The following is a 21,369-nucleotide window of genomic DNA, read 5'->3' as shown; positions in this document are numbered from 1 at the left end:
TATCCTGCCTTGGTTGCTCTCAAGTTTTACGTTCGGCGGCTCTGCCCGAAGGCTTGGTCTTACGGCGCCCAGTAGATTTCGACCGGGGAAGCCGCCCGGCGCAGAACGGCCCGGATCGGCATCTCGGCCTCTTCTCCGGCATCTTCCGCTTTCGACAGCGTATCTTTCTTACCCGCGCCTTCGATGTGAAGCACCAGGAGCCCGGCATCCTGAAGGCTGGAGAAGGTGAAGGTCAGGCGCGGCTCGCCGGCGCCTTCCGCTTCCATCGTGATGATGCCGCGCGGCGTCGCCGGATCGAGCGCGGCAGCAAGGTTGCTGCCGCCGGGAAAGAACGATGCCGTGTGGCCGTCGCCGCCCATGCCGAGGATCACCACATCGAACGGGTTGCCAATCGCTTTCGTCTCGGCAGTCGCAAGCTTTGCCGCATCTTCGGCAGAGCCTGATTTCTGATAGAGCGGCAAAAAGCGCGCCGCCTTCGCCTTGTTCTGCAGCAGATTGTTCGCGACCAGCAGATGGTTCGAACGCTCATTGTCCGCGGGAACGAAGCGCTCGTCAACAAGCGTGACGGTCACCTTGCTCCAGTCGAGGTCGCGGACGGAGAGCTCTTGGAAGAAGGCTTTCGGGGTCGAGCCGCCGGAAACGGCGATGCTGGCCGCTGCGCGGGCTGTGATCGCGGCAGAAAGCCGCTCCGTCACCTTGTCCGCAAGGCCGCTTGCAAGTTCCGCTGCATTGGTAAAAGCATGCAAGGTTGCTGCCATCGCTCGCGATCCTAGATGTTGTCGTGCCAGGTGCGGCCTTCACGCTCGATGAGCGCGATGGCCTGGCTTGGGCCCCAAGTGCCGGCGGTATAGCCTTGAACGAGCTGGCCGGTTGTTTCCCAACCCTTGAGCATCGGATCGACCCACTGCCAAGCGGCTTCAACTTCGTCGCGGCGCATGAAGAGCGTCTGGTTGGAGCGGATGACGTCCATCAGCAGGCGCTCATAGGCGTCCGGATTGCGCACATTGAAGGCTGACGCAAAGCTCATGTCGAGCGAGACGTTGCGCAGGCGCATGCCGCCCGGGCCGGGATCCTTGATCATCAGCGACTGCTTGACGCCTTCGTCCGGCTGCAGGCGGATGATGAGCTGGTTCTGGTTGATGCGGCCGGCCGCCTGGTCGAAGATTGCGTGCGGGATCGGCTTGAAGGTAATGACGATTTCCGACATGCGGCCGGTAAGACGCTTGCCGGTGCGGATGAAGAACGGAACACCCGCCCAGCGCCAATTGTTGATCTCGGCCTTGATGGCAACGAAGGTTTCGGTGTTCGAAACGCCGCCTTCGAGCTCTTCGAGGTAGCCCTTGACCGGGCCGCTGCCGGAGGCGCCGGCGCGATACTGGCCGCGCACGGTGACCTGCTCGACGTTGGAAGCATCGATCGGCTTCAGGGCGCGCAGGACCTTCAGCTTTTCGTCGCGGACCGCCTCGGAATCCATCGATGACGGTACTTCCATGGCGGTCAGGCAGAGGAGCTGCAGAATGTGGTTCTGCACCATGTCGCGCAATGCGCCGGCGGTGTCGTAATAGCCGGCGCGGCCTTCGAGGCCGACGGCTTCGGCAACCGTGATCTGCACGTGATCGATGTAATTGGCGTTCCACAGCGGCTCATAGAGGGCGTTCGCAAAGCGCAGCGCCATCAGGTTCTGCACCGTTTCTTTGCCGAGATAGTGGTCGATACGGAAGATCTGCTCTTCCTTGAAGACACGGCCGATCGTATCGTTCAGTGACAGCGCCGAGGAAAGGTCGCGGCCGATCGGCTTTTCGACGACGATGCGCGTCGACTTGGTGATCAGCTTGTGTTCGGCGATCTTCTGCGAGATGTCACCGAAGATGCCGGGTGCGACGGCGAGGTAGAAGGCGCGGACGCGGTCCTTGCCCTCGTCCAGCAGCTTCTTCAGCTGATCCCAGCCGCCGTCAGAACGCGCGTCGACGGAGACGTAAAAGAGGCGCTTGCAGAATTTCTCGACTTCCGCCTCGTCATACTCGCCCTTCTTCAGATGCTCCTTGAGGGCATCCTGCGCGAACTTGCGGTATTCGTCATCGGAAAGCGGGCTGCGCGAAGCGCCGATAATGCGCGTCGGCTCGGTGAACTGGCCCTCGATCTGGCGGTGATAAAGGGCGGGAAGGAGCTTGCGCTCGGCAAGATCGCCGCTGCCGCCGAAGACGACATAATCAAAGGGTTCGACGGGAATGATCTGGCTGCTCATGAGCTCTTCTCTCAATCAGGCTGGTTGCGGCCGTTTTAATCTAATCGATTTAAAAAAGCCAGTGTGCAATGCAATGAATCTGTCGGGTCTCGGTTTTAAAGCGAATTGCCCCGGGAGGAAATCCCGCAATCGCCCTTAAAACTTGTCGCGCAGCGCGAACCACGACAAGGCGAGGAAAAGCAGCGGCGCGCGCATTGCCGCACCACCGGGAAATGCCGGAATATCGAGCGCCTTGAAGAGCTCGAGATCGGCTGATTTTCCAAGCACCGTTTCTGCATAAAGTTTGCCGCAGTAATTTGACAGCATCACTCCATGGCCCGAATATCCGCCGATTGAGGTGACGCCCGGCATCACTTCGCGCACGAAGGGCTGGCGCGGCATCGTTATGCCGACGCTGCCGCCCCAGGCGTGCGTGATCTCGATGTCCCTGAGTGCCGGATAGATTTCGGCGATCTGGCGGCGGATATGTTCGCTGATATCGCGCGGATTGTCGGCGGTATAGGCTTCCCGCCCGCCGAAAAGCAGTCGTCCATCCTTGGACTTGCGGAAATAACGCACGACGAAACGCGAGTCGGCGACAGCTTCCCCGCCGGGAAGCACGGCAGGATATTTGTCGAGCGGCACGGTTGCGCCGATGAAGGAGCGGATCGGCATGACATGGCTTGCCGTCACCGGCTCCAGATTGCCGATATAGCCGTTGCAGGCAATCAGCGCGCGGGACGCGGCAATTGTGCCCTTCGGCGTTTCGATCGTCACCTTGCCGCCGCCCTGGCCGATTGCGGTCGCCTTGGTCATCTCGAAAATCTGCGCCCCGGCATTGGCCGCAACGCGCGCCAGCCCGATCAGCAGCTTCAGCGGATGAATGTGGCCGGTGCCGGTGTCGCGCACGCCGCAGTAGTAGCGTTTGGAGCCGAGGCGTTCGTGCGTCTCTTCTCTGTCCATGAACCGCACATACGGATAATCATAACGAAGGGCTGCGATCTCGGCATTTTCGTAGTAGAAGCGCTTGTAGCTTTCCTTGTGCGAGACGTTCATCTGGCCGGGCATGAATTCGATGTCGATCTGATGTTCGGTCGCAAAATCGAGCAGGTGTTTCTTGGAAGCCTCCGCAAGATCGAAGAGCGCTTTGGAACGCTCGTAGCCGATCTTCTCCTCGAGTTCCTCCGGCCACCAGCGCTGGCCGGTGCCGAGCTGCCCGCCGTTGCGGCCGGATGCCCCGTCGCCGAAACGGCAGGCATCGATCAGCACGACCGAGACGCCAGCTTTCGCCAGATTGTATGCCGCCTGCAAGCCGGTATAGCCGCCGCCCACGATGGCGACGTCGCATGTCTTCGATCCGTCAAGCTCCGGATAGGTCGGCCGCTCGCCCACCGTCGCCTGGTACCACGAAACGCCCGGCGCGATGGGGCTCTGCCAGTTTTCTTGCACCGTCATGCGGCGGCCTCCTCACACGTTGAGCAGCAGGAATTCTCGCTCCCAGGGGCTGATCACCTGCATGAAGGTTTCGAACTCTCCCCGCTTCACGCCTGCATAAAGGCCGATGAATTCCTTGCCGAACACCTCCTCGAATGCCGGTTCGTCTTCCAAGAGTGCCACGGCTTCGAGCAGGCCGCGCGGAAGGTCGATCGACCCTTCATTGGCTGCGTCCTCGGTCGGTGCCGTCGGCTCGATCTCCTTGATGATGCCGAGAAGGCCCGATGCCAGCGAAGCAGCCAGGGCCAGATAGGGGTTGGCATCGGAACTCGGCAGCCGATTTTCGACGCGCCGTGCCTGCGGGTCAGAAACCGGCACGCGGAATGCGGTGGTGCGGTTGTCGTAACCCCAGGCGTTGTTGACTGGGCAGGACATGTCCGGCGCAAGGCGCCGGTAGGAGTTGACGTAGGGCGCCAGCATCACAAGTGCGCTCGGCACATATTTCTGCATGCCGCCGATGAAGTGGAAGAACTCCTTCGACGCCGATCCGTCGGAATTGGAAAAGACGTTCTTGCCGGACCCGATGTTGACGACCGACTGATGGATATGCATCGCCGAGCCCGGCTGACCCTGCATCGGCTTCGCCATGAACGTCGCATAGATATCGTGCTTCAGCGCAGCCTCGCGGATGGTGCGCTTGAACATGAAGACCTGGTCGGCAAGCTCGATCGGGTCGCCATGGCGCAGATTGATCTCGAGCTGCGCTGGGCCCTCCTCATGGATCAGCGTGTCGATCTCGAGGCCCTGTTTCTCGGAGAAATGATAGATATCGTCGATCAATTCGTCGAACTCGTTGATGCCGGCGATCGAGTAACCCTGGCCGCCGAGGATCGAGCGGCCCGAGCGTCCCTTCGGCGGGCGCAACGGATAATCCGGGTCGTCGTTGTTGGCGACGAGATAGAATTCGATCTCCGGCGCGACGACCGGTTTCCAACCGCGTTCGGCGTAAAGTCCCATGATGCGCTTGAGGAGGTTGCGCGGTGTATAGGGAACCTCCTCGCCTTCCGAATTGACGATATCGCAGATCACCTGCGCCGTCGGATCAGTCTCCCAAGGAACGACGGAAAGCGTCGAAAGATCGGGCATCAGCTTGAGGTCGCTGTCACGGGGCTCGTAGCGGAAGCTCTCGGTCTCCTCGGGATATTCGCCGGAAATCGTGTGGCGATAGATCGCCGAGGGCAGGGCCAGCGACGTATTGGACGTGAATTTCGATGTCGGCATCATCTTGCCGCGCGGAACGCCGGCGAGGTCCGGGGTGATGCACTCGATGTCCTCGATGCCGCGTGCGCGAAGCCACTGCGCCGCTTCCTTCCAGTTTGCCACACCGCGCGAAGATCCGGGATCTGGGGGAATTTTCGTAGAGGCAGGCACGTTTCTGGCAGGCTTCAGCGTCGTCTTCTTGGGTGACATGACACACATGTTCGCGGTTGATCGGAAGGTCATCATAACTGGAGTTTGGCAATTGGCGAGGGGCGGGAGCGTTGACTTTCGCCATTTGATAGAAAAAGAAGGCGCCATTCACAGAAGGGAAATGGGCTTGAGACTGAAGAGCGACGTGATCGTCATAGGCGCGGGCGCCGCCGGAATGATGTGCGCCATCCGCGCCGGGCAGCGCGGCCGCTCAGTGGTCGTGCTCGATCACGCGAAAGCGCCGGGGGAGAAAATCCGCATCTCGGGCGGCGGCCGCTGCAACTTCACCAATATCCATGCTGGCCCGAAGAACTTCCTGTCCGCCAATCCGCACTTCTGCAAATCCGCCCTTGCACGCTTTACGCCTGCCGATTTCATCGCCATGGTCGACCGGCACGGAATTGCCTGGCACGAAAAGTCGCTCGGCCAGCTCTTCTGCGACTACAGTGCCAAGGACATCATCCGGATGCTGCTCGACGAGATGCGGGCGGCAGGTGTGCAACTTCGGATGCAGACCGAAATGCTGGCCGTTGAAAAAGACAGCGACGGCTTTCGCGTCAGGACGTCCGAAGGCGAATACGAGTGCGCCTCGCTCGTCGTGGCGACCGGCGGCAAGTCGATACCGAAAATGGGTGCGACGGGTTTTGCTTACCGCATCGCCGAACTGTTCGGTCTCGCGCTCGTCGAAACGCGCCCGGGTCTCGTGCCGCTGACGCTCGATCCCGTCCTGCTGGAAAGCATTGCGCCGCTTTCGGGGATCTCGGCGCCGTCCGAAATCAGGCATGGAAAAACCGGCTTCCGCGAGGCCCTGCTCTTTACCCACCGCGGCCTCAGCGGCCCGGCAATCCTGCAGATATCCTCCTATTGGCGGGAAGGGGATGAGATCGCCATCGATATCGAGCCGGATGTCGACCTTCTGCTGCATCTGAAAAAAGCCAAGCAGGCGAACGGCCGCCAGTCGGCCCAGACGGCGCTCGGTGAAATCGTGCCGAAGCGGCTGGCGCAATATCTGACGGAACGCGAAGCCATTTCCGGCCACATGGCCGATCTCTCGGACAAGGGGCTTATCCGTCTCTGCGATGCAGTGCAGAACTGGAAGATCAAGCCGTCCGGCTCGGAAGGCTATCGCACCGCCGAAGTGACGCTTGGAGGCATAGATACCGCTGGGCTCGACTCCCGCACGATGCAGGCGAAAAGCGTACCCGGCCTCTATTTCATCGGCGAATGCGTCGATGTGACGGGATGGCTCGGCGGCTATAATTTCCAGTGGGCCTGGGCCTCGGGTTTTGCCGCAGGTGAATCCTTGTAGGCAGGAATCTGGAGCAGGAGATTCAAGACTCGTTAAGAAGGTTGCGCCATCGTGTCCCAATGGCCGTTAGGAAAGAGCTTCCTAAATTGCGCTTTACCGGCAAGCCGTTTTGATGGATTGTTGAGTCTTGAAAGAAGTGAGGATCTTCGCATGAACAGGAACGCTCGACGCGCCCGCGCCATCGCAATCGCTCAGGCAAAGCCTGATACGAAGCTTGCGGCCTCCCGCTTCCTCATGCTCGCGACCGGTGCAACGGCGGCACTTGTGACGCTCCTGATCGTTCAGGGCTTCTGACACATCCCTTTCGTCATACTTTTTGCGCTTTGTCCTTGCGCGGCAAACTGCTGGGCGGACACGCTGATGCGAGAAGACACGATTTTCAAATCGGTTCAGCTTATCTGAATATTAAGATATCTTCTGCCACATTCACCGCGAATGTTTGGGCATCGCCGCTTTTGTGCCGGAGATGATTTGGCAATGATTGCCGCCTGACCCTCGGGTTCCCCAGTGTCCCACAATCAGCTCGATGCACTCGGCCGGCGCCGATTTCAGCCGGTGGGAGGAGTGGTGTATGGAAGGCCGGTATCGCCATGTTTATTGACAAGATCCTTTCGCGCTTCAAGATCAAGACCAAGGTTCTGATCTTCGTCCTGCCTTTCGTGATCACCATTTCCGCCGTCGGCCTGACAGGCCTCTATGCCTCCGGCCTGCTGCAGGGCCGCATGGAGATTTCAAACAGCGTCCTCCAGTCGCTAAGTGGCTTCAAGGATCTGTATGGCTCGATGGGCGATTTCCTGCAGATCACCAACCAGGAAGCGCGCGACAAGCTCTACACCGACATCAAGACGCAGCGGGATACGCTGAAAGCCACCCTGAACCAGATCGGCGACAATGATGGCCGCGAGAACCTGCAAGCCGCGTCGGACGGCACGGCTTCGATTGCGGATACCGTCGGCAAGCTATGGTCTCTTCATGAACAGGAGCTGGCGCTTCGCAAGTCGATCGATGACGCACAGAAGACGCTGATCAGCAGCCGTTTCAATGTCAATTTCGACGCACAGCAGCTCCAAGAAAATATCCGCAACGACGAAGGCAATGCCACCGCAACGCTCCGCGCCGCCGATCGGCTGTTGAAGGGTGGCGATACGCTTGCCTCCGTCATGACTGCCTTCAACAAGGCGCAGGTGCCTGCCGACAAGCTGAAGGTCGTCACCGACGCGATCCCGCAGATCGCAAAGGCGCAGCGCCTCATCGAAATCTCCGTGCCGCAAAACCAGAAGAGCATGACGCAGTCGATTGCCCAGACGATCAACGACCTGAAGACGCAGGCGGCAGCTCCTGATGCAGCGACCGATGAAGCGATTGCCAACCTTGGCCGCCTTGTTTCCCGCTTCCGCCAGATGTCGACCTATACGCAGTTGACGGCTACGCAGATGATGCGGGAAGCGACGACGACGTTCGTCGAGCTCGACGGCCGCATCGCTCAGACGAACTCCGTTCTCGAAGACACTCGCCGTCTTGAGACCTCGATCTATTCGCTACAGCTGGTGCTCGGCGAATTCACCGCCAAGCCGAACCCGGACAACCGCGTTCGCCTGCATCAGGAAATCACGACGCTTGGCACCAACCTGAATACGCTGCTTGCGAGCGCCAAGGGCATGGACTTCGCGGAAGACATCGTTGCCGCCATGTCGCCCGCACTGGCTTCCATGGACAGCGACGGCGAAAAGCTGGTCGCGACAATCGGCCAGCGTACCACTGACTATGCAGCCGCCCGTCAGCAGCTCGATAGCGTCTGGGGCCAACTGACCACCTTCGCCGAGCTGCAGAAGCAGTCGGCAGGAACCGAGCGCACGCAGGCAAACAGCATCTCCGTTCTGACGACCGGTCTCGGCATCCTCGTCTCGATCGTCGGCGGTTTCGCCCTGGTGCTGACGCTGCAGCGTCCGATCGGCCAGATCACTGCCGCCATGCGCCGCATTGCCGACGGTGCGCTGGATACCAGCATTTCCGGTGAGAAACGGTCCGACGAGATCGGCGACATGGCCCGCGCCCTCGGCATCTTCAAGGAAAATGCGATCTCGAAGATCCGCATCGAGGAAGAAAGCGAAGAAGAGCGCGCAGCCGCCGAACAGGAGCGCCAGCGCAACGACGCCGAAAAGCGCGAGATGGATCGCCAGATCGAGTTCGCCGTCAACGAGCTTGCCGCCGGTCTCGAACGTATGGCGCAGGGCGACATTTCGACCACGATCGAAACGCCGTTCATCGGCCGCCTCGAGCAGCTGCGCCAGGATTTCAACGGCTCGATGCTGCGCCTCCAGGCAACGATGAGCCAGATCCGCGACAATGTCGAAATGATCCAGGGCAACGGCAATCAGATGGCTCAGTCCGCCGAAGATCTCGCAAAGCGCACGGAGCATCAGGCCGCTTCTCTCGAGGAAACGGCGGCTGCTGTCGATGAGATCACCGTCACCGTCCGTTCCTCGGCGGCGCGTGCCAAGGATGCCGATCAGGTCGTTCGCGAGGCCAAGCGCAGCGCCGACGATTCGGCAACCGTCGTCAGCAACGCCATCGACGCGATGACCCGCATCGAGGACGCATCGCGCCAGATCGAACAGATCATCGGCGTCATCGACGAGATCGCCTTCCAGACCAACCTCTTGGCGCTGAACGCCGGTATCGAAGCCGCACGGGCGGGCGATGCAGGCAAGGGGTTTGCAGTCGTTGCCATGGAAGTTCGCGAACTGGCGCAGCGTTCCGCCGCTGCCGCGCAGGAAATCAAGGGCCTGATCAACAAGTCGACGACGGAGGTCAGCTCAGGCTCGCAGTTCGTGCAGGAGACTGGTACCGTGCTTGCAAAGATCAGCGCGCAGATCGTGACGATCAGCCAGCATGTCGAGATGATCGCCCGTGCAAGCCATGACCAGTCGAGTGCGCTGCAGGAAGTCAACGCGACCGTCAATCAGATGGACCAGATGACCCAGCAGAATGCCGCGATGGTGGAAGAGACGACAGCCGCGAGCCGCGAACTTGCCGGTCAGGCGGATGCGCTTCTCGGTCTCGTCCAGCAGTTCAAGATCGACGGCGAAGGCTCCGACGCAGCGTTCTATCGCGCGGCATAGACTTTGCGCCATCTTGCCATTCTCAAAGCGGCTTCGGTCTCCGGAGCCGCTTTTCCTATGGTTGCAAACTGGCCATCCCGGTGCGGCTAAGCCGGAAGGCATGAAAGCAGCTGTCAACGGGCCAGTGGCAACTTCTTAGAAGGCAAGCCGGCTGCGAGAAAAATCCTTAACGCTTTTCTCCTATTCTTACTTTGGTTGTACTCACCGGAGGTCTTCATGCCGCGATTCTTTTCGACGTCCATCGTGCGTCAGGTGGTTGCGATCACGCTTGCTCTGCTCGCCATCAGCACCGCGGCGATCGTCGCTGTCACATACCACAATCTCGGCCGATACGTGATGGAAAGCGCCGTTTCGGACGCAAAGGGCGCAAGCCGCACGATGGCGGTACTCTATGGTGCGGCGGATGCGAACGCGGCTGTCGGCGTGACGGGGGATGAGCTTCTCTCCGTGACGGAAGATGGCATTCCCGAATTCAAGGACCATGCGCTCGTCGATCGCACGGCCCAGTCGATCGCCGGTGTCGCGACGGTCTTTCAGAAGCAGGGCAATGACTATGTCCGCGTTTCGACCAACGTGAAGAAGGAAGATGGCAGCCGCGCTGTCGGCACCAAGCTTGCAGCCGATCATCCCGCGCAACCGGTTCTCGCGAACGGCAAGGCCTACTACGGTCCGGCGCAGCTCTTCGGCCGGAATTTCATGACCGGCTACTTCCCGGTCAAGAGTGCCGCCGGCGCCAATGTCGGCATCCTCTTCATCGGTATTCCGATGGAAGTCTATTTCGCCCGCATCAATCACCTGCAGACTATGGTTCTCGGCGTCGGCGCTGCCGTCATGCTGCTTGTCGGCATGCTTGCCTTTTTTGCGATCCGCGCCTGCGTGAAGCCGTTGTTTGCGCTGACGCAGACCGTTCATTCGATCTCCGCCGGCAATCTTGACGGCACAATCCCCTGCCTCGAGACGAAGAACGAATTCGGGGAGATTGGACGTGCTTTGGCCGCCTTCCGCGACAGCGCACGCGCCCAGCAGGATCTCGAGGCGCAGGCTGCGGAACAGCGGGCGTTGAGCGAAGCCGAGCGTGCCCGCAACGACGCCGATAAGCGTTCGCTCGATGGTCAGATCGACTTTGCCGTGAGCCAGCTTGCGGCCGGCCTCGGACGCCTCGCTAAGGGCGATGTCTCACAGACGATCGAGACGCCGTTTGTCGGCCGGCTGGAGCAGTTGCGCGTCGATTTCAACGCATCGCTTGTCCGCCTGCAGGATACCCTCGTGCAGATTCGCGAGAACGCCAATGCCATCCAGCGCAATAGCGGCGCGATGCTGACATCAGCCGGCGAGCTTTCCAAGCGAACCGAAGCGCAGGCCGCCAGCTTGGAGGAAACAGCAGCTGCCGTCGAAGAAATTACTGTAACCGTGCGCTCGTCTGCAGGGCGCGCTCGCGAAGCAAACAACGCGGTCACCGCCACGAAGAAGACCGCCGACAGCTCCGGGGTCGTCGTCAGCGAGGCCGTGGCCGCCATGGGGCGCATCGAGCAGGCTTCGCAGCAGATCGAACAGATCATCGAAGTCATCGACGACATCGCTTTCCAGACGAACCTTCTCGCCCTCAATGCCGGTATCGAAGCGGCGCGCGCCGGCGAGGCGGGCAAGGGCTTTGCGGTTGTCGCGCAGGAAGTCCGCGAATTGGCACAGCGCTCGGCCGATGCCGCCCGCGAGATCAAGGGTCTGATCGAGAAGTCCAGCCAAGAAGTGACGGCAGGCTCTGCGCTGGTGCAGAAAACCGGCAGCGTGCTCGCCTCGATCAGCGAGGAGATTATTGCGATCAGCAAGCATGTCGAAACCATTGCCACGGCGAGCCAGGATCAGTCGGCGGCGCTGCAGGAGGTCAACGGTTCGGTCAATGCCATGGACCAGATGACCCAGAAGAACGCTTCGATGGTCGAAGAAACCACACAAGCAAGCCGCCAGCTCGCCGACGAGGCCGACACGCTGATGAGCCTGCTGCAGCAGTTCCGCATCGAAGCGTCGGCGCAGACTCATGGCCGGGCAAGGCAGGCAGCCTGATCGGGCTTATCGGGCTTGCAGCTTGAAGGTATGGAGGAGGATCGCGCCGGAAAGGCGCGGTCCTTCTGCCTTTTGAGGCTGATGCTTGTAAGCCACGCGGTGAAGCTTATAAAAGGCGAGCTTCCAAAATCCCTGTAGAAGTCATCCTCAGTCCTCTTACGCTTTTGGATTGGCTGGCAGTTCTGCGAAAGGCCGAGTAAATTGGCAATCATGATCTGCTCGATCATTGGTGATGTCCTCCGTTAAAGACATCCCTTCAAATACACATCAAAAATCGCTTCATAAACATCGAAGATCCGGCTATGTTTTTCATCAATGAAAAATACCCCATGGGACTTCTATCAGCTTTTCCTGCGGGTCGCGCGCCGCGGCGGGCTGACCGGTGCGAGTGTCGCGAGCGGCTTGAGCCCGGCCACGGTCGGCCGGCGTATGCTTGAACTGGAGCAGGAAACGGGACGGACGCTCTTTGCCCGCAGCCAGACCGGCTACCGCTTGACGGCCGACGGTCAGACGCTCCTCGACCATCTCCAGGAGATGGAAGCGGCGGCCCGGAAAGTCGACGCCTGGCGCCAGGCCGGCGAGGGCGGCGCAACGGTAAAGATCGCAGCCGGGACCTGGGTGGCCTGGCTGCTGACAGAAAACTTCTCCGCAATCCGCATGCCTGCCGACGCTTTCAACATTGTGCTGACGATCGGAGAGGCGCGGGCCAATCTCGCCTACCGCGAGAGCGATATCGGCATCCGCGCTTTCGAGCCGGACGAAGCCAATCTCGCCGCTCGGCTTTTGGGCGACGTCGCTTATGCCGTCTATGTCCGGCGCAATGCCGGCGAGTTGGAAAACCGATGGATTGCGGTCGCTGAGGATGAGGCCATTTCTGCCTATCTCCGCTGGCCGTACCGCCAGACGCCGGAGCCGATCGTGGCGACGGTCAACCGGCCCCGGTCACTGCCGGACCTCGTCCGTGCCGGTGCGGGAAAGGCGGTACTCCCCTGCTTCGTGGGTGATCTCGATCCGGAACTGCAACGGCTCGGCGGCGAGCTCGCGGAGCTGCGCCACCGGCAATGGATCGTGTTGAACAACGAGGATCGCCATCGCCTGGAGATCCGCACGGTCGCAGATCGTATGACGAAGCTGCTAAAAAGCTATGCCGATCTTTTTGCCGGCAAGCGCGCCAGCCGCAGCTGAATTCTACGGCATCAGACGTCGCACAAGCGCGACCTGGCTGTTCACGCCGAGCTTGGAATAGATGTTCTTCAGATGCGTCCGGGCCGTCTCGTAGCTGATGCCATGCAGCTTGGCCGTCTCGCGCGGCGAGAGACCCGCGGCGATGGAGGAGGCGATCCGCAATTCGGCAGCAGTCAGTTGCCGCTTTGCAGGCAAACGATCGTTCAATTCGGGGCACGCAACGGGTATTCGCTCGATGACGACTGCTGCGGTCGGCCCCTGCAGGAACTCGGTCATGAAATCGGAGGTGAGGCGCACGAGCGTGCATTTGAACGAGGCGCAGGCAGAACTGAACCTCGCGGTGAACGGCCCTGCCGCGGCGGGGGGGCGGTAGCGTGAAAAAGAGGCGAGATGCTCGAGGAAATCCCGATCGCTGGAGCTCAGACGTCCTGTTGGCGTGACGCTGATCCCGACATCTGTGGCGAGCATCTGTTCCGCGGCAAGATTCATCGATCGGATCTGGCGGCCTTCGCTGACATAGATGAGCCCGACGCCGATCGCGTCGAACAGCGAACGGCCCATCTCATTGCCTGCTTTGTCCCGGCGCATGAAATCGAAGGCCCGCTGCAAATGCGGCGCAAGCCGCGTCAGGAGATCGGCATTGATCCGGTTGAACCCGGTGTCGGTGCTCGATGTCAGCGTCGATAGATTGAAGGACCGGTTGTTCTCGCGAAGGATCGTCACGCCAACGCTGCTGCGGCAGCCGATACTGCGCAGAAAGTCATTGTAGAATTCCGTTTTGACGAGTTCGACATGCGGCAGCATCTGGTCGGCGATGACGCCGAGGCCGACCGGCCGGACGGCTGCCTTCGGCATCCACGGGTTTATGGTGCAATAATACCGGTTGTAGCCTTCCAGGCCGGTATCGTCCAAGCCTGAGCAGAGCGAAAAGGCACCGGCGCCCGCCACGCTGTCATGGTAGAAGAGCGTCGTCTTCGCATCGGGCATTCTCGTGTTGAGGGTGTCGAGAAAGTCCTGCCAGTCCGTTTCGCCAAACAATGCGCCATAGACGAGGTCAGTAAGAGATTCAAGATTGGCGTGCGTCGTGGCGGGCATCCGGCGTCTCGTATGAGCGGATGCTTATTATGCCCGCCTTTCGTGACAGTGACAATTACGTCGAATAACGCAGATGGCGGCGCCGGAGCGGCGCCGCCATCTCTGATCCTACATCCTGTTGGCGACGACGACGGGGATCAGGAGATCGCCCCAATTTCCGTCTCCGCCATGGTGGCGGGCGGAGCGCACGAGTTCGACCGAGACCCCGGCCTCTACGGCCTTCATCACGGACTGATTCAGCCGGTGTAGGTCGTTTGCGAGCATGCGGATCGTAGCCTGCTGATCGGCGCTCATGCTGGAGGATTGTTCTTCCGCTCTTTCGCGGACACGTGCGATGGAAGCCATGGCCTTTTCTCCTTTGGTGTGGCTACTCGGCTGCGGGTTTGAACTGGGCATGTTCGGTCGATTCCTTCATTGCGGTCGTCGAGGACTTGCCGCCGGTGATGGCGAGCGAGACGGCATCGAAGTAGCCGGTCCCAACTTCGCGCTGGTGCTTGGTCGCTGTGTAGCCCTGTGCCTCGGCGGCGAACTCGGCCTGCTGCAATTGCGAATAGGCGGCCATCTGCCGGTCCTTGTAGCCGCGCGCCAGTTCGTACATGCCGAAGTTCAGCTGGTGGAAACCAGCGAGCGTGATGAACTGGAATTTGTAGCCCATCGCGCCGAGTTCCTGCTGGAACTTGGCGATCGTCGCGTCATCGAGGTTTTTCTTCCAGTTGAACGACGGTGAGCAGTTGTAGGCAAGCAGCTTGCCGGGATGGACCTTGTGCACGCCCTCGGCAAAGCGCCGCGCCTGCTCCAGATCCGGCTTGGAGGTTTCGCACCAGATGAGATCGCAATGCGGCGCATAGGCAACGGCACGGGCAATGCAGGGCTCGAGGCCATTGCGCACCTGATAGAAGCCTTCGACCGTGCGCCCGGCATCGTAGTCGACGAAGGGCCGATCGCGCTCGTCGATGTCCGAGGTCAGAAGCTTTGCCGCTTCCGCATCCGTACGGGCGATGACGAGCGTGGGAACCCCCATGACGTCTGCGGCAAGCCGCGCCGCGTTCAGATTGCGGATGTGGGCCGCGGTCGGAATCAGCACCTTGCCGCCGAGATGCCCGCACTTCTTTTCCGATGCCAGCTGGTCCTCGAAGTGGACACCGGCAGCGCCAGCTTCGATATAGGCCTTCATGATCTCGAAGGCATTGAGCGGTCCGCCAAAGCCGGCTTCGGCATCGGCAACGATCGGCGCAAACCATGTTTCGACGGAAAGTCCCCGATCCTCCGATGTCTCGATCTGGTCGGCGCGCTGAAGCGTGCGGTTGATCCGCTTGGCGAGTTCTGGTCCGGCATTGGCGGGATAAAGCGACTGGTCGGGATACATCGCCGAAGCTGTGTTCGCATCGGCCGCGACCTGCCAGCCGGACAGGTAGATCGCCTTCAGTCCGGCACGGACCATCTGCATTGCCTGATTGCCGGAAAGTGCTCCGAGCGCATTGACGAAATCATCGTGATGCAGCAGTTGCCACAGCCGGTTCGCCCCCATCTCGGCAAGCGAATAACGAAGTTCGACGGAGCCCCGCAATCTCTTCACGTCCTCGGGCGAATAGGGCCGCTCGATACCGTCAAAACGGCCTGCCGGAGCATTGCGGATAAGCTTGTCAAATTCTGTCACGATTTCCTCCTTCGCGATAATCATGGCCTCATCAGCTATGTGACATAATTTACAAAAACACTCGAGATGCCAGGAAAAGCTTGATTTCTAGGAAGGAAATGAGGTTAGGTTGCGAGAGCATTTACAACGTTATCTTGTAAATTTGTGAAAGTTTGTAAATTCGTTTCGATACGGGAGGTGTCGAATGGTCGAGCGGAAGATATTTGCTGGTCCGAAAGTTCGCCGGATTCGCAACGGCCTGGCGGTCACGCAGACGGCGATGGCCGAGGCATTGGGAATTTCGCCATCCTACCTCAATCTGATCGAGCGCAATCAGCGGCCATTGACGGTGCAGCTCCTCTTGAAGCTGGCGTCGGTCTACAAGGTCGACCTTGAGGAGCTGCAGAGTGAGCCTGGAAACAATCTTGCGCAATTGCGCGAGGTTTTTGCCGATCCCTTGCTTTCGGGCGAACTGCCCGGAGATCAGGAACTCATCGAAGTCGCAGAAGCCGCGCCCAATGCGGCAAGCGGTGTCGTGAAACTCTATCGCGCCTATCGCGAGCAGGCTATGCGGCTTTCCGATTTTGCGGTCCTGATGGCGGGAGAGGGGCAGGTGCCGGCCGCTGGCACGCGGCTGCCGGCAGATGAAGTGCGCGACGTGCTGGAGCGCCGTTCTGCCTATTTCGGCGCGCTTGAAGAGGCTGCGGAGGCTTTCTTCGTCACTCTGCCAGCGGGTGAGCGCGCGCAGGTTCTAAAGGACTGGCTGCAGAAGGAGCGTGGCATCGGCGTCCGCATCCTGCCGGTGCACGTTATGCCCGATTTGCGTCGCCGCTTCGACCGGCATTCCATGCGGCTTTTTATTTCGGAGCGCCTTGCGGCTTCCGATCAGCTCCAGGAAATCGCTGTCGAGGTCTCAACGCTCGCGCTTCGCGACGCCATTGCGCGAGAACTGGAAACACTCAGCCTCTCGACGCAGGAGGCGAGGCGCATTGTCCGCTTCGAGCTCGCGCGTTATGCAGCACTTGCGCTGATGATGCCTTACGATGCGTTCCTTTCCGCAGCAAAAGCATCGCGTTATGACATCGATATTCTTTGCGCGCGCTTCGGCTGTTCGTTCGGCCAGGCTGCGACACGGCTGACGATGCTGCAGCGGCCAGCGAATGCCGGCGTTCCGTTTTTTGTCATGGAGGCCGATGCCGCAGGCCATCGGCTGCGGCGGGGAGGAGCGGCAGGTTTTCCTCACGCACGCTTCGGCGGCGGCTGTCCGAAGCTCAACATCCACGCCGCCTTTCTCCAGCCGGGCCAAGTTCTGGCCGAGGCTGCCGAGATGCCAGATGGCTCCGCGTATCTTACCATAGCGCGGACGCTTGAAGGGCCGCATGCGCCCTTTGGCGAACGGGTCCGGCGTACAGCACTTCTGCTCGGCTGCGATATCGCGCTCAAAGACAGCACTGCCTATGGCCAGGCGCTCTCTGCGACCCTGCATCCGGTTGCAATCGGGCCTGCCTGTCGCCTCTGCGAAAGGAAGGGCTGTCTTGCGCGCGCCGAACCGCCTGTCACTCGCCCGCTTGGGTTAGATGAGATGGTAGCAGGGCTCAGTGCCTTCGATTTCCAGTGACCGGTGAAATCATTGAGAGTGCAGGATTTTGCGCTTGTCGCCTCACAAAATCCTTTCTAGTCTACCCGAAAATCCAGAGGGAAACGGTGTCCGGGGTGATGCCTGCAAACGCTTATAATAAGAACGGACAGGAGATAATATGAGGTCAAGAATCGCAAGACTTGCGGCCACGGCCGTCGTTGCCGTTTTCGCTGCAGCGCCGGGCTTTGCGCAGGAGCGTGTCGTCAACGTCTATAACTGGTCGGATTATATCGACAGTTCCATCCTCGAGGATTTCACCAAGCAAACCGGCATCAAGGTCGTCTACGACACCTTCGATTCCAATGAGACCCTTGAAACCAAGCTTCTTGCAGGCGGGACCGGCTACGATGTCGTCGTGCCGACCGCGGACTTCCTGCAGCGCCAGATCCAGGCGGGCGTTTTCCAGAAGCTCGACAAGTCGAAGCTGCCGAATATCTCCAACATGTGGGACGTGATCCAGCAGCGCACGGCGCAGTATGATCCCGGCAACGAATACGCCATCGACTACATGTGGGGCACCAACGGCATCGGCTATAACGTCAAGAAGGTTGCCGAAATTCTCGGTCCGGACGCCAAGCCGGGTCTCGAAGTGATCTTTGATCCGAAGGTTGCCGAGAAGTTCAAGGATTGCGGCATCTATCTGCTCGATGCGCCGAAGGACGTGCTATCGGCTGCCTTCCAGTATCTCGGCGTTGATCCGAACACGACCAGCGCGGATGACTTCAAGAAGGCCGAGGATCTGATGACCTCGATCCGCCCCTTCGTCCGCAAATTCCATTCGTCCGAATATATCAACGCGCTCGCCAACGGCGATATCTGCATCGCCTTCGGTTATTCCGGCGACATGCTGCAGGCCCGCGACCGCGCTGCCGAAGCCAATAATAATGTCGAGGTCAACTACTCGATCCCGACTCAGGGTGCCCAGATGTGGTTCGACATGATGGCAATCCCGACCGATGCGCCGCATGTTGCCGAAGCGCACGAGTTCCTGAACTACATCATGAAGCCGGAAGTCATCGCCAAGGCGAGCGACTATGTCTTCTACGCGAACGGCAACAAGGCTTCGCAGCAGTTCATCAGCAAGGAGGTGCTCGAAGATCCGGCGATCTATCCGACCGAGGACGTGATGAAGAAGCTTTTCACGGTTTCGCCCTGGGATCCGAAAACTCAGCGCACCGCGACCCGGCTCTGGACGAAAGTTGTCACTGGCCAATAAGTAAAATTCAGGCCCGGACGGAAACGCCCGGGCCTTTTCTTGACGACTGCCGGCCGTGGGGAGGGGCCGGTTCTCAAATCATGTCTCGGGGAACAATATGAAGTCACTTGGCAATATTCGCCGCACCTTCGCGCCTTGGGCCGATCCGGCTTCCAAGCCGTTTATCTCCTTCAAGAACGTGACGAAGAAGTTCGGCGACTTTACCGCCGTAAATGACCTGTCGCTGAATATCTATCATCGCGAATTCTTTGCATTGCTCGGCGCATCGGGCTGCGGCAAGTCGACATTGTTGCGCATGCTTGCGGGCTTCGAGCAGCCGACCTCCGGCGAAGTGATCCTCGACGGCACGAACCTGGCAGGTACTCCGCCCCACAGGCGGCCGGTCAACATGATGTTCCAGTCCTATGCGCTCTTCCCCCACATGACGGTCGAGAAGAACATCGCTTTCGGCCTTCGCCAGGACGGGATGCCGAAGGACGAGATTATCGAGCGCGTTATGCAGATGCTGAAGATGGTGAAGCTGGAGCAGTTTGCCTCCCGAAAGCCGAACCAGCTTTCCGGCGGTCAGCGTCAGCGCGTGGCGCTCGCCCGCTCGCTTGCCAAGCGCCCCAAAGTATTGCTGCTCGACGAACCGCTTGGTGCACTCGACAAGAAGCTGCGCGAGGAAACGCAGTTCGAGCTCATGGACCTGCAGCAGAATCTCGGCCTCACCTTCGTCGTCGTGACCCACGACCAGGAAGAGGCGATGACGATGGCGGATCGCATCGCCGTCATGAGCCACGGCAAGGTCATCCAGGTGGCGACGCCGGCGGAAATCTACGAGGCCCCGAACTCGCGTTTCGTTGCGGATTTCATCGGCGATGTGAACATCTTCGACGGCCAGGTTGCTTCCGCCGGGGCCGGTACCGTCGAGATTGCGGTCGACAGCGGCCTCACCATCAAGGTCGCGACATCCGATAAGCCTGCGAAGGGCAGCAATGCCGGCTTTGCGATCCGCCCTGAAAAACTGAAGGTGCTTCGTCATCCGCCGCCGAACTCTTCGGTTAATGCGGCCTCCGGCGAGCTTTGGGATATCGGCTATCTCGGCGATATGACGGTTTTCCATGTCAAGCTGAAGAGCGGAAAGGTCGTGAAGGCTTCCTCGCTCAATGCGCAGCGTGCGGTCGATGATCCTTTCACATACGATCAGGAAGTCTGGATCTCCTTCGCCGAAGATGCCGGCGTGCTGCTGAGGGATTGACCATGGGCAAGCTCGGTTCCGCGATCTACAGCCGCCTCGTGATCATCGTTCCCTATGCTTGGTTGCTCATCTTTTTCCTCGCGCCGTTCTTCATCGTCTTCCGCATCTCGATGTCGGCAACGGCGATCGCGATGCCGCCCTATACGCCCGTCTTTTCGCTCGGCGATGGCTGGACCGGCTTCTGGGACAAGGTATCGACCTTCTCTTTCGAAAATTACAGTTACCTCATCGACGATCCGCTTTATTTCAACGCCTATGTCTCGAGCGTCGTTATCGCCGCGATCTCGACATTCCTGACGCTACTCATCGCTTATCCGATCGCCTATGGCATGGCGCAGGCCCCTCGCAGCATCCGTCCGACACTGCTCATGCTCGTCATCCTGCCGTTCTGGACGAGCTTTCTGATCCGCGTCTACGCCTGGATCGCGATCCTGAAGCCGGAAGGCTTGCTCAATCAGGTGCTGCTGGCCACCGGGATCGTCGACAGTCCGCTCATCATCCTGAACACCAACATCGCGGTCTATATCGGCATCGTCTACTCCTACCTGCCGTTCATGGTTCTGCCGCTCTATTCATCGCTGGAAAAGATGGACGGGACGCTGATCGAGGCGGCGCAGGATCTCGGCTGCACGCCGATCACGGCCTTTTGGCGTGTGACGTTCCCGCTTTCGCTCCCGGGCGTTATCGCCGGCTGCATGCTGGTTTTCATCCCGGCCGTCGGCGAATTCGTCATCCCCGACCTGCTCGGCGGATCGCAGACGCTGATGATCGGCAAGACGCTCTGGAGCGAGTTCAATTCGAACCGCGATTGGCCGGTCTCCTCCGCAGTCGCGACGATCCTGCTGTTGATCCTGGTGATCCCGATCGTCTTTTTCCAGAACGCGCAAGCCAAAGCCGACGAGCAGGGAAGGTAAGCCATGCTGCAATGGACCCGCTTCAATATCGTCTCGGTCACGCTCGGCTTCGCCTTCCTCTATCTGCCGATCGTCCTGCTCGTAATCTTCTCGTTCAACGAATCGAAGCTGGTCACCGTCTGGGGCGGCTTCTCGACGAAATGGTACGCACAGCTGCTGTACAATCAGGCTTTGCTCGACGCTGCTTGGGTGACGGTGCGCGTGGGCTTGCTCTCCGCCACGTTGGCTACCATCCTCGGCACGCTCGCGGCGCTCACGCTTGTGCGCTACACGCGGTTTCGCGGCCGCATGCTTTTCTCCGGGATGGTCTATGCCCCGCTCGTCATGCCCGAGGTGATCACCGGCCTTTCGTTGCTGCTGCTCTTTGTGGCGATCGGATTTGACCGCGGCTTCTGGACGATCACGCTGGCGCATACGACGCTGACGATGTGCTTTGTCGCGGTTGTCGTGCAGTCGCGTCTGGTGAGCTTCGATCATTCGATCGAAGAAGCGGCGCAGGACCTCGGCGCTCCGCCGGTCCGGACCTTCTTCGAGGTGACGCTGCCGATCATTGCGCCTGCCGTCTTTTCGGGCTGGATCCTGGCATTCACCTTGTCGCTCGACGACCTCGTGATTGCGAGCTTCACGTCAGGCCCGGGCGCCACGACCCTGCCGATGCGAATCTATAGCCAGGTGCGCCTCGGCGTGACCCCGGAAATCAATGCGGTCTGCACGATTTTGATCGGTATCGTGACGGTTGGGGTCATCTGTGCCTCGATCGTCTCCAAGCGCCGCGAGATACAGCGGGAACGCGATGAGCGTGCGGCAGCCAACGCGCCTTGAAA

General features: G+C 60.1%; 18 protein-coding genes. 10 read left to right on the top strand and 8 right to left on the bottom strand.

Annotated elements, in window-relative coordinates; genetic code table 11:
• Positions 1–59: 59 nt before the first annotated feature.
• The 4 genes from pgl to ACZ9DP_RS31735 all read right to left on the bottom strand — a co-directional run bounded on the left by pgl (position 60) and on the right by ACZ9DP_RS31735 (position 5,128).
• Positions 60–758, bottom strand: coding sequence for a 6-phosphogluconolactonase (gene pgl, locus ACZ9DP_RS31750; protein WP_074066710.1), 699 nt, complete (start codon positions 756–758; stop codon positions 60–62).
• 11 nt (positions 759–769) lie between these two features.
• Entirely contained in the window at positions 770–2,245 is a 1,476-nt protein-coding gene (zwf, locus tag ACZ9DP_RS31745; RefSeq protein WP_022717204.1) for a glucose-6-phosphate dehydrogenase, read from the bottom strand.
• 135 nt (positions 2,246–2,380) lie between these two features.
• On the bottom strand, positions 2,381–3,679 hold the full coding sequence (locus tag ACZ9DP_RS31740; protein WP_476204663.1) for an NAD(P)/FAD-dependent oxidoreductase: 1,299 nt from the start codon (positions 3,677–3,679) through the stop codon (positions 2,381–2,383).
• Between the two features lie 12 nt (positions 3,680–3,691).
• Entirely contained in the window at positions 3,692–5,128 is a 1,437-nt protein-coding gene (locus ACZ9DP_RS31735; protein WP_074066713.1) for a glutamine synthetase family protein, read from the bottom strand.
• Positions 5,129–5,249: 121 nt separating this feature from the next.
• On the opposite strand from ACZ9DP_RS31735, the gene ACZ9DP_RS31730 reads away from it, so the two are divergent.
• From ACZ9DP_RS31730 to ACZ9DP_RS31715, 4 genes are all read left to right on the top strand, one after another.
• The gene (locus ACZ9DP_RS31730; RefSeq protein ID WP_476204661.1) at positions 5,250–6,437 is read left to right on the top strand and encodes a BaiN/RdsA family NAD(P)/FAD-dependent oxidoreductase; all 1,188 of its coding nucleotides are present in this window, start codon (positions 5,250–5,252) and stop codon (positions 6,435–6,437) included.
• A 150-nt stretch (positions 6,438–6,587) separates the two neighbouring features.
• A complete protein-coding gene (locus ACZ9DP_RS31725; RefSeq protein ID WP_167377832.1) occupies positions 6,588–6,731 on the top strand; it encodes a hypothetical protein in 144 nt (47 codons plus the stop codon).
• A gap of 296 nt (positions 6,732–7,027) precedes the next feature.
• The gene (locus ACZ9DP_RS31720) at positions 7,028–9,559 is read left to right on the top strand and encodes a methyl-accepting chemotaxis protein (protein ID WP_074066715.1); all 2,532 of its coding nucleotides are present in this window, start codon (positions 7,028–7,030) and stop codon (positions 9,557–9,559) included.
• Between the two features lie 216 nt (positions 9,560–9,775).
• Positions 9,776–11,620: a methyl-accepting chemotaxis protein gene (locus tag ACZ9DP_RS31715; RefSeq protein WP_476204659.1), complete on the top strand. Its 1,845-nt coding sequence runs from the start codon at positions 9,776–9,778 to the stop codon at positions 11,618–11,620.
• Here ACZ9DP_RS31715 and ACZ9DP_RS31710 read toward each other — a convergent pair.
• Positions 11,593–11,847, bottom strand: a complete 255-nt coding sequence (locus ACZ9DP_RS31710) for a hypothetical protein (protein WP_476204658.1) — start codon at positions 11,845–11,847, stop codon at positions 11,593–11,595. The two genes, ACZ9DP_RS31715 and ACZ9DP_RS31710, sit on opposite strands and share 28 nt — an antisense overlap.
• An 88-nt stretch (positions 11,848–11,935) precedes the next feature.
• On the opposite strand from ACZ9DP_RS31710, the gene ACZ9DP_RS31705 reads away from it, so the two are divergent.
• Positions 11,936–12,805, top strand: coding sequence for a LysR family transcriptional regulator (locus tag ACZ9DP_RS31705; protein ID WP_476204657.1), 870 nt, complete (start codon positions 11,936–11,938; stop codon positions 12,803–12,805).
• Positions 12,806–12,808: 3 nt separating this feature from the next.
• Here ACZ9DP_RS31705 and ACZ9DP_RS31700 read toward each other — a convergent pair whose 3' ends face one another.
• The 3 genes from ACZ9DP_RS31700 to aceA all read right to left on the bottom strand — a co-directional run bounded on the left by ACZ9DP_RS31700 (position 12,809) and on the right by aceA (position 15,581).
• Positions 12,809–13,900 carry a helix-turn-helix transcriptional regulator gene (locus tag ACZ9DP_RS31700; protein ID WP_476204656.1) on the bottom strand — a complete coding sequence of 364 codons (1,092 nt, stop codon included), beginning with the start codon at positions 13,898–13,900 and terminating at the stop codon, positions 12,809–12,811.
• Between the two features lie 108 nt (positions 13,901–14,008).
• Positions 14,009–14,245, bottom strand: a complete 237-nt coding sequence (locus ACZ9DP_RS31695) for an SMc00767 family acetate metabolism repressor (protein WP_022717214.1) — start codon at positions 14,243–14,245, stop codon at positions 14,009–14,011.
• Between the two features lie 22 nt (positions 14,246–14,267).
• Positions 14,268–15,581 carry an isocitrate lyase gene (gene aceA / locus ACZ9DP_RS31690; protein ID WP_476204654.1) on the bottom strand — a complete coding sequence of 438 codons (1,314 nt, stop codon included), beginning with the start codon at positions 15,579–15,581 and terminating at the stop codon, positions 14,268–14,270.
• A 160-nt stretch (positions 15,582–15,741) separates the two neighbouring features.
• Here aceA and ACZ9DP_RS31685 point away from each other — a divergent pair, with 160 nt between their 5' ends.
• The 5 genes from ACZ9DP_RS31685 (at position 15,742) to ACZ9DP_RS31665 (ending at position 21,367) form a co-directional block, all read left to right on the top strand.
• Complete coding sequence (locus ACZ9DP_RS31685) at positions 15,742–17,154, top strand: helix-turn-helix domain-containing protein (protein ID WP_476204653.1); 1,413 nt, start codon at positions 15,742–15,744, stop codon at positions 17,152–17,154.
• Between the two features lie 139 nt (positions 17,155–17,293).
• On the top strand, positions 17,294–18,391 hold the full coding sequence (locus ACZ9DP_RS31680) for a polyamine ABC transporter substrate-binding protein (RefSeq protein WP_476204652.1): 1,098 nt from the start codon (positions 17,294–17,296) through the stop codon (positions 18,389–18,391).
• 97 nt (positions 18,392–18,488) lie between these two features.
• A complete protein-coding gene (locus ACZ9DP_RS31675) occupies positions 18,489–19,631 on the top strand; it encodes an ABC transporter ATP-binding protein (protein ID WP_074066722.1) in 1,143 nt (380 codons plus the stop codon).
• A 2-nt stretch (positions 19,632–19,633) separates the two neighbouring features.
• Positions 19,634–20,545, top strand: coding sequence for an ABC transporter permease subunit (locus ACZ9DP_RS31670; RefSeq protein ID WP_476204651.1), 912 nt, complete (start codon positions 19,634–19,636; stop codon positions 20,543–20,545).
• Positions 20,546–20,548: 3 nt separating this feature from the next.
• The gene (locus ACZ9DP_RS31665) at positions 20,549–21,367 is read left to right on the top strand and encodes an ABC transporter permease (protein WP_074066724.1); all 819 of its coding nucleotides are present in this window, start codon (positions 20,549–20,551) and stop codon (positions 21,365–21,367) included.
• Positions 21,368–21,369 lie beyond the last annotated feature (2 nt).

This window comes from Rhizobium sp. USDA 4016, assembly GCF_056279705.1.
This window is presented reverse-complemented; position numbering and strand designations above follow the sequence as displayed.

What these genes read in the sequence shown, in the direction of transcription:
- pgl (WP_074066710.1), bottom strand. Translation starts at nt 758, where the DNA reads ATGGCAGCAACCTTGCATGCTTTTACCAATGCAGCGGAACTTGCAAGC.
- ACZ9DP_RS31715 (WP_476204659.1), top strand. Translation starts at nt 9,776, where the DNA reads ATGCCGCGATTCTTTTCGACGTCCATCGTGCGTCAGGTGGTTGCGATC.
- ACZ9DP_RS31685 (WP_476204653.1), top strand. Translation starts at nt 15,742, where the DNA reads ATGGTCGAGCGGAAGATATTTGCTGGTCCGAAAGTTCGCCGGATTCGC.
- ACZ9DP_RS31705 (WP_476204657.1), top strand. Translation starts at nt 11,936, where the DNA reads ATGAAAAATACCCCATGGGACTTCTATCAGCTTTTCCTGCGGGTCGCG.
- ACZ9DP_RS31740 (WP_476204663.1), bottom strand. Translation starts at nt 3,679, where the DNA reads ATGACGGTGCAAGAAAACTGGCAGAGCCCCATCGCGCCGGGCGTTTCG.
- ACZ9DP_RS31720 (WP_074066715.1), top strand. Translation starts at nt 7,028, where the DNA reads ATGTTTATTGACAAGATCCTTTCGCGCTTCAAGATCAAGACCAAGGTT.
- ACZ9DP_RS31730 (WP_476204661.1), top strand. Translation starts at nt 5,250, where the DNA reads ATGGGCTTGAGACTGAAGAGCGACGTGATCGTCATAGGCGCGGGCGCC.
- ACZ9DP_RS31670 (WP_476204651.1), top strand. Translation starts at nt 19,634, where the DNA reads ATGGGCAAGCTCGGTTCCGCGATCTACAGCCGCCTCGTGATCATCGTT.
- ACZ9DP_RS31695 (WP_022717214.1), bottom strand. Translation starts at nt 14,245, where the DNA reads ATGGCTTCCATCGCACGTGTCCGCGAAAGAGCGGAAGAACAATCCTCC.
- ACZ9DP_RS31665 (WP_074066724.1), top strand. Translation starts at nt 20,549, where the DNA reads ATGCTGCAATGGACCCGCTTCAATATCGTCTCGGTCACGCTCGGCTTC.
- ACZ9DP_RS31735 (WP_074066713.1), bottom strand. Translation starts at nt 5,128, where the DNA reads ATGTCACCCAAGAAGACGACGCTGAAGCCTGCCAGAAACGTGCCTGCC.
- ACZ9DP_RS31710 (WP_476204658.1), bottom strand. Translation starts at nt 11,847, where the DNA reads ATGATCGAGCAGATCATGATTGCCAATTTACTCGGCCTTTCGCAGAAC.
- ACZ9DP_RS31675 (WP_074066722.1), top strand. Translation starts at nt 18,489, where the DNA reads ATGAAGTCACTTGGCAATATTCGCCGCACCTTCGCGCCTTGGGCCGAT.
- ACZ9DP_RS31680 (WP_476204652.1), top strand. Translation starts at nt 17,294, where the DNA reads ATGAGGTCAAGAATCGCAAGACTTGCGGCCACGGCCGTCGTTGCCGTT.
- zwf (WP_022717204.1), bottom strand. Translation starts at nt 2,245, where the DNA reads ATGAGCAGCCAGATCATTCCCGTCGAACCCTTTGATTATGTCGTCTTC.
- aceA (WP_476204654.1), bottom strand. Translation starts at nt 15,581, where the DNA reads ATGATTATCGCGAAGGAGGAAATCGTGACAGAATTTGACAAGCTTATC.
- ACZ9DP_RS31725 (WP_167377832.1), top strand. Translation starts at nt 6,588, where the DNA reads ATGAACAGGAACGCTCGACGCGCCCGCGCCATCGCAATCGCTCAGGCA.
- ACZ9DP_RS31700 (WP_476204656.1), bottom strand. Translation starts at nt 13,900, where the DNA reads ATGCCCGCCACGACGCACGCCAATCTTGAATCTCTTACTGACCTCGTC.